Origin of the sequence: Streptomyces sp. B1866, assembly GCF_031932565.1 — a bacterium.
Classification (GTDB): Bacteria; Actinomycetota; Actinomycetes; order Streptomycetales; family Streptomycetaceae; genus Streptomyces.
On record NZ_JAVSCF010000302.1, the window covers coordinates 1 to 7,216 of the forward strand.

General features: G+C 76.5%; 6 protein-coding genes and 1 pseudogene. 1 reads left to right on the forward strand and 6 read right to left on the reverse strand.

Annotation, left to right across the window (positions count from 1 at the left end; translation table 11 throughout):
• From RKE29_RS26420 to RKE29_RS26440, 5 genes are all read right to left on the reverse strand, one after another.
• A partial coding sequence (locus RKE29_RS26420; protein WP_312008169.1) for a Tex family protein occupies positions 1–2,282 on the reverse strand: 2,282 nt, incomplete at its 3' end.
• Between the two features lie 133 nt (positions 2,283–2,415).
• Positions 2,416–3,108, reverse strand: a complete 693-nt coding sequence (locus RKE29_RS26425; protein ID WP_312008170.1) for a TetR family transcriptional regulator — start codon at positions 3,106–3,108, stop codon at positions 2,416–2,418.
• 232 nt (positions 3,109–3,340) lie between these two features.
• Positions 3,341–3,445 carry an LPFR motif small protein gene (locus RKE29_RS26430; RefSeq protein WP_312008171.1) on the reverse strand — a complete coding sequence of 35 codons (105 nt, stop codon included), beginning with the start codon at positions 3,443–3,445 and terminating at the stop codon, positions 3,341–3,343.
• Between the two features lie 399 nt (positions 3,446–3,844).
• Complete coding sequence (locus RKE29_RS26435) at positions 3,845–4,708, reverse strand: hypothetical protein (protein ID WP_312008172.1); 864 nt, start codon at positions 4,706–4,708, stop codon at positions 3,845–3,847.
• Between the two features lie 80 nt (positions 4,709–4,788).
• The gene (locus RKE29_RS26440; protein ID WP_312008174.1) at positions 4,789–5,562 is read right to left on the reverse strand and encodes an enoyl-CoA hydratase/isomerase family protein; all 774 of its coding nucleotides are present in this window, start codon (positions 5,560–5,562) and stop codon (positions 4,789–4,791) included.
• A 281-nt stretch (positions 5,563–5,843) separates the two neighbouring features.
• On the opposite strand from RKE29_RS26440, the pseudogene RKE29_RS26445 reads away from it, so the two are divergent.
• Positions 5,844–6,308 (forward strand): annotated as a pseudogene (locus tag RKE29_RS26445) (ATP-binding protein); the annotation flags it as partial.
• Positions 6,309–6,450: 142 nt separating this feature from the next.
• On the opposite strand, the gene idi reads toward RKE29_RS26445, so the two are convergent.
• Positions 6,451–7,074 carry an isopentenyl-diphosphate Delta-isomerase gene (gene idi / locus RKE29_RS26450; protein WP_312008175.1) on the reverse strand — a complete coding sequence of 208 codons (624 nt, stop codon included), beginning with the start codon at positions 7,072–7,074 and terminating at the stop codon, positions 6,451–6,453.
• Between the last annotated feature and the right edge of the window lie 142 nt (positions 7,075–7,216).

A 7,216-nucleotide genomic window follows, 5' to 3' on the forward strand; every position in this document is an offset into this window, starting at 1 on the left:
CCGCCGCGCCGCTCGCCGCCGCGCCCGCCGCGCTCGGCCCGGCCGCCGCCCGCCGACGGCCCGGCCGCCTCGTCGTCCAGCCGCAGCGTCAGCGAGATCCGCTTGCGCGGGATGTCCACGTCCAGGACCTTCACCCGCACGATGTCCCCGGACTTGACCACGTCGCGCGGGTCCTTCACGAACGTCTTCGACATCGCGGAGACGTGCACGAGGCCGTCCTGGTGCACGCCCACGTCCACGAACGCGCCGAACGCCGCGACGTTGGTGACGACGCCCTCCAGGACCATGCCCGGCCGAAGGTCGCCGATCTTCTCGACGCCCTCCTTGAAGGACGCGGTCCGGAAGGCGGGCCGCGGGTCGCGGCCGGGCTTCTCCAGCTCCCGCAGGATGTCCGTGACCGTCGGCAGGCCGAAGGAGTCGTCCACGAAGTCGGCCGGGTCGAGACCGCGCAGGGTCGCGGTGTCGCCGACGAGGGACGCCACGTCGCCGCCGGCCTTCGCCGCCATCCGGCGCACCACCGGGTACGCCTCCGGGTGCACGCTGGAGGCGTCGAGCGGGTCGTCGCCGCGGATGCGCAGGAAGCCCGCGCACTGCTCGTACGCCTTCGGGCCGAGCCGGGGCACGGACTTCAGGCCCGTGCGGCCGCGGAACGGGCCGTTGGCGTCGCGGTGGGCGACGATGTTCTCCGCGAGGCCGGAGCCGATGCCCGACACCCGGCTCAGCAGCGGCGCGGAGGCGGTGTTGACGTCCACCCCGACGCCGTTCACACAGTCCTCGACCACGGCGTCGAGGGAGCGGGAGAGCTTCACCTCGGACACGTCGTGCTGGTACTGCCCGACGCCGATCGACTTGGGGTCGATCTTGACCAGCTCGGCCAGCGGGTCCTGCAGCCGCCGCGCGATCGACACCGCGCCGCGCAGCGAGACGTCCAGGTCCGGCAGCTCGCGGGAGGCGTAGGCGGAGGCGGAGTACACCGAGGCGCCCGCCTCGGAGACCACGACCCTGGTGAGCTTCAGCTCCGGGTGCCTGCCGCACAGCTCGGCGGCGAGCCGGTCGGTCTCGCGGGACGCCGTGCCGTTGCCGATCGCGACCAGCTCGACGCGGTGCTCGGCCGCCAGCCGGGCCAGCCGGTCCAGGGCCTCGTCCCACCGCTGCTGGGGCACGTGCGGGTAGACGGTGTCGGTGGCGGCCACCTTGCCGGTCGCGTCCACCACGGCCACCTTCACGCCCGTACGGAAGCCCGGGTCCAGGCCCATGGTGGGGCGGGTGCCGGCCGGGGCGGCCAGCAGCAGGTCGCGCAGGTTCGTGGCGAACACCCGCACGGCCTCGTCCTCCGCGGCCTGCCGCAGCCGGGTCCGCAGGTCGATGCCCAGGTGCACCAGGATCCGGGTGCGCCACGCCCAGCGCACCGTCTCGGCCAGCCAGGCGTCGGCCGGGCGGCCGCGGTCGGCGATGCCGAAGCGGCGCGCGATGGCCCGCTCGTAGGCGCTGGGGCCGGCCGCGTCGTCCTCCTCCGGGCCCTGGGGCTCCAGGGCCACGTCCAGGACGTCCTCCTTCTCGCCGCGGAACACGGCGAGCACCCGGTGCGAGGGCAGCTCGGTGAACGGCTCGGCGAAGTCGAAGTAGTCGGCGAACTTCGCGCCGGGGCCCTCCGGCCCGTCCTGGCCCTCCCGGACCTTCGTCACCAGCCGGCCGCGCTCCCACATGCGCTCGCGCAGCTCGCCGATGAGGTCGGCGTCCTCCCCGAACCGCTCGGTCAGGACGGCCCGCGCGCCCTCCAGCGCCGCGGCGGCGTCCGGCACGCCCTTGTCCGCGTCCACGAAGGCGGCGGCCGCCGCCTGCGGCGCCGTGCCCGGGTCGGCCAGCAGGCCGTCGGCGAGCGGTTCGAGCCCGGCCTCGCGCGCGATCTGCGCCTTCGTACGCCGCTTGGGCTTGAAGGGCAGGTAGATGTCCTCCAGCCGGGCCTTGGAGTCGGCGGCCAGGATGCGCGCCTCAAGACCGGCGTCCAGCTTGCCCTGCGACCTGATCGAGTCGAGGACCGCGGCGCGCCGCTCCTCCAGCTCGCGCAGGTAGCGCAGCCGCTCCTCGACGGCGCGCAGCTGCGCGTCGTCCAGCGACCCGGTCGCCTCCTTGCGGTAGCGGGCGATGAACGGCACGGTCGAGCCGCCGTCGAGCAGCTCCACGGCGGCCCGCACCTGCCGCTCCCGCACGCCGAGCTCGTCGGCGATCCTGCCTTCGACGGACCCGCTCGCGGACCCTTCGATGGTTGTTGTCACGATCACGCTCCGCTTTCTGGCGACTTCCGGCTTCCCGCCGGCCCGCGCTTCGCATTGTGGCAGGTGACGCCGACACCGCGGGCCCGCCCGGCGTGTCAGCGGGTGGTCCCCCGGTGGCCGCGGGGCGCCCGGGGGCCGGTCAGGAGCGGTTCAGCAGGCCCGCGACCGTCAGCTCGGTGGTACGGGCCAGCCGGTCCGCGAAGTCGACGTGGGCACCGGCCAGGCAGGGGTCCTCCAGGGCCGCGACCACCGACGGCGCGGGGTTGGCCAGGGGCCACAGGCCGACGGCGAAGGTGAAGACCGTCGACGCCAGCTCGATCGAGGCGGTCTCGTCCAGCTCCGGGATCCGCTCGCCCAGCAGCCGCCCGAGCCGGCTGTTGTGGCCCAGCGCCCGCTGCTTGAAGGAGCGGACGACCTCGGTGGAGACGTTGCGCTCCAGCACCCCGGGCAGCACGCTGATCAGCTCGCACAGCAGCGGCCGGCGGCCCAGCGACTCGGCGGTGGCCCGCGCGACCGGCGCGTACGCGGACGCCCTGCCCAGGGGCGCGGCGGGCGGCGGCGGCAGCTCGCCCGCCTCCAGGGCGTCGAGCCAGTCGTGCCAGGCGCGGTCGAGGAGTTCGAGGAAGACCGCCTCTCGGGTCTCGAAATACCGCAGCACGTTGGACTTGGCCAGCCCCACCCTCCGGCTCAGCTCGCGCAGGCTGATCTCCGCGACCGGCATGTCCGCCAGCATGTCCACGGCCGCCTGGAGGATCGCCTGGCGCCGTACCTCGCGCTGCTCGGGCCGCCGGGCCCGCTGGAACGTCGTCGTCGCCGTCGTCGTCTCGCTCATGCGGTTCGTCCCCCTTCCCTCCCGCTCTCCCTCCGCGGTGCTTGTCAGGTTATCGGGCCGAGGGCGGGTCGGTAGCGGACCAGCGGTCCGTGGCGTGTTCCGGCACGGCTTCCGGGGCCCGGCCGAGCGGGGCGGAAGGGCGTCCTCGGGGCGCCGCGCGGGCCCGGCGGGCGGTGGACGCCCGCCGGGCCCGCGCGCCGCCGCGGTTCAGACGTGCCTGCGGGTGCTGCCGTCAGGCGCCGCCGAAGAGGCGGGCGAGAGCGCGGAAGGGAAGCGTCACGACGGAGGCGAGCGTCGCGCCGATGGCGCGCAGCACGTCGGCGATGGCGCGGAACACGGCATCTCCTCGGGTCGGGTCCGCGCGGCGGACCCGCCGGACCCTGCCGGCCCGGCGGGCCGGCGCCGCCACGACGGGCGGGTAACCGCCCGCACCCGGCGCAAACCCGCCTGGCCCCCGTCGTCGGCGTGGCGCCGTCCGCCCGGCGGGCCGGCCCCGCGGCGCCCGGTGCGCGGGGGCACCTCCCGGCGTCGCGGGGCGGGGGCACCTCCCAGCGGTAGCTGGGGGGAGTCAGGCGTCGCCGGGCAGACGGGACGTCGGCGACGGGGCCTGACGGGCCCGCGGGCCGCGCGCGGCGTCCCGGCGNGAGTCAGGCGTCGCCGGGCAGACGGGACGTCGGCGACGGGGCCTGACGGGCCCGCGGGCCGCGCGCGGCGTCCCGGCGGGCCCGGCCGTGCCTCAGCGCTTGCCGATCAGGTCCGCCGGGAAGCCCCCCGCGGCCAGCACGGCCGCCGTGAAGCCGCCCGCCAGTTCCGTCAGCCGGGCCACGCCGGCCTCGCCCAGGTGCTCGTACGGGGCCCGGTCGAGGCGGTCGGTCTCGTCCTCCAGGTGGCGGCGCAGCTCCACGCCCTCGGCCGTCAGCTCGCCCTCGGCGTCCAGCAGGCCGCGCTCGCGCAGCCGCTCCCGGGCCGCCTCCCACTCCGGCTCGGTCCAGCCGCGGGTCCGCAGGACCCACTGCGGGGACATGCCCTTGCCGCTCGCGGTGTGGGTGGCCTGCGCCTCCAGGCCGTCCAGGCCCGCGGCCAGGAGGACGGCCAGGTGGCCGTCGCCGCGGTGCTCGCGCAGCAGGGTGGCCGCATACCAGTACGCCAGGTGCGGCGCGTCCGGCACGGGCAGCGCGGCGTTGGCCGCGTACAGCGGGCGGGCGGAGGGGGTGCACGCCTCGGTGGCGCGCAGTGCGAGGTCCGCGGCCTCCGCCATCTCCTTGGACTCCACGGCCTCCTCGCCCAGGAGCCGCCGCAGCAGGGCGTCGGCGGCGCGCAGCCGGGCCGCGAGCGCCTCCTCGGGGGAGACGACGTCCCACGCGGCGGGTATGTACCGGGCGATCAGCTCGTGCTTGAAGTTGTAGAAGGTCGCGGTGACGGTGGCCGCGCCGACCCGGCCCAGCGGCGCCGAACGGGCGGCGAAGTACTGGGCGGCCGGGTCCCGCAGGCCCAGCGCTGCGAACTCCGCGGGGAGCTCCGGGGTGAAGAAGACGGTCGAGTGGATCGGGTTGAGGACCGCGTGGCAGCGCCGGCCGGCGCGCTCGGGCAGTGTGGTCATGGTACCGAACGGTACTCTCTCGGGGCCGCGCCGCGGCGCGCGGGGTCGCGGCGCGCCGCCCGGTCCCGGCGCCGCCCCGGTCAGGCCCCGCCCGGGCCCTGCCCGGCGGGCGTCCAGCCGAAGCGCGGCGCGCGCCGCTCCACGAAGGCGGCCAGGCCCTCGGCGGTCTCGCCGCTGGCCGGCACCTGCTCCGCCCAGTACGCCAGCCGCTCGGGCGCGACGGGCCCGGCCGTGAACTCCTTGACCGCCGCCTGGGTCAGCGGCGACCGCGACACCAGCACCCGCGCGAACTCCGCCACCCGCTTGTCGAGGCCGCCCGCGGGCACCACCTCGTCCACCAGGCCGGTGCGCAGCGCCCGCTCGGTGTCGATCAGCTCGCCGGACAGCAGCAGGTACTTGGCGGTGGCCGGGCCCACCAGGTCCGCCAGGCGGCGCGTGGAGGTGGGCGAGTAGACGATGCCGAGCTTCGCCGGGGTGACGCCGAAGCTCGCGCCCTCCTCGGCGAACCGCAGGTCGCAGGCTGCCGCCAGCTGGCAGCCGCCGCCCACGCAGTAGCCGCGCACCGCCGCCAGGGAGGGCTTGGGGAAGGCCGCCAGAGCCTCCTCGGCGGGCACGCCCACGCCGGTGGTCTCCTCGTAGGTCGGGCCCAGCGAGGTGATGTCCGCGCCCGCGCAGAAGGAGTCGCCGTCGCCGGTGAGCACCAGGGCCCGTACGGCCGGGTCGGCGGCGAGCCCTGCCAGCAGCGGCGGCAGCGCCTCCCACATGCCGCGCGTCAGGGCGTTGCGGCGGGCGGGGTTGCTGATGACGACGGTGGCGACGCCGTCGGCGACGTGGTGCTTCAGGCAGGGCTCCATGGCGCGGATCGTATCCGGGGCCGTACGGCGTCCGGCGGGCGGGACGGGCGCTCAAGGGGGTGGGACGGGCGCTTCGGGGCGGCCGGGCGCCGGGCCGGAGCGGGGGTGCGCCGGGGAAACAAGGCGGACAGGAATGCTCGTGGGCGTGACTCTGGCATACGTACTCCGATCAGATTCCGCCGATAGGCGGCGACTTCTGGTCAGTCAGCCGGTCCAACCCGAGTCATTACCAACACTCGACGTGAAATGGTCGAGCCGCGGCGATGGGTGGGGTGTCGGACATGGAAATCCTCGGGAGCGTCCCGACGGGGCAACGGCAGGCCGCAGCCCGCGGACCGGCCGGCCCGGAAGGGGCCTGGCGCTTCACCGCTCCGCCCGAGGAGGCGACCGTGCCGCGGGCCCGGCGCACGGTGCGCGACCTGCTGGCCCGCCAGCCGGTCCCGGTCGGCGACGACCTGGTGTACGACCTGCTGCTGATCGTCTCGGAGCTGGTCACCAACGCCGTGCGGCACGCGGCGGTGCTGTCCCCCCGGATCGCCGTCGAGCTGTCGGTCACCCCCGGCTGGGTGCGGGTCGCGGTCGAGGACGGCCACCCCTACCGGCCCACGGCGCTGGCGGCGGACCCGGACGGGACCAGCGGGCGCGGGTTGCTGCTGGTCGAGGCGATCGCCGGCGAGGCGGGCGGCACCTTCGACGTGGAGCGCACCGCGAGCGGCGGAAAGGCCGTCTGGGCGGCCCTGCCGCTCCCGCCGCCGGGCTCCCCGGACGCCGCCGTACGCCCAGACGCCGTACGCCCAGACGCCGTACGCCCGGACGCCGCCGCCCGCGCGGACACGGCCCTGCGCCCGGACGCCGCCCGCGCCGACCGCTCCGGCGCCGGGGGCGCCGTCACCAGCCAGCCGCCGCCCCGGTGACCTCGCGGATGCCGGGCCGGGCCGCGTCCAGCACGGTCGTGAACCAGGCCGAGAACGGGCTGTCCGCGCGCAGCGCGGCCAGCTGACCGGGCGTGACGAACGCGGTCTCGCCGACCTCCTCGGGATCCGGCCGCACCTGCTCGCGCACCAGTCCCGCGAAGAGGTGGTTGTACTCCTGCTCCACGAGCCCGGACGCGGGATCGGGGTGGTTGTAGCGCACGGTGCCCGCCTCGCGCAGCAGCGCCGGCGCCACGCCCAGCTCCTCCGCGGTGCGCCGGGCGGCGGCCACGAACGGCCGTTCGCCGGGGTACGGGTGGCCGCAGCAGGTGTTCGACCAGACGCCGGGGGAGTGGTACTTGCCCAGCGCCCGGCGCTGGAGCAGCAGCCGGCCGCGGTCGTCGAACAGGAAGACGGAGAACGCGCGGTGCAGCAGGCCCGGCGCCAGGTGGGCGGACAGCTTCTCCGCGGTGCCGGTCGTGGTCCCGTCCTCGTCGACCAGTTCGAGCAGGATCGGCCCTGCGGCGGAGCCGTCCGGTGCGCTCGGCGCGGGGGCGGCGGCGGCCTCGGCCGGGCGGCCGGTGGCGGGTGTGATCGGCATGACCATCCTCTTAGTCCGTCTGGGAGCCTTCAAGTCTGCCGTACCCGGCTGACGGCCGGTGGCGTGGCCCGGGGAGGGCCGCCGGACGGGGCCCGCGCGGGCCCCGTACGCGCGCCGCGCCGGCGGCGGAAGGCCCGGCGCG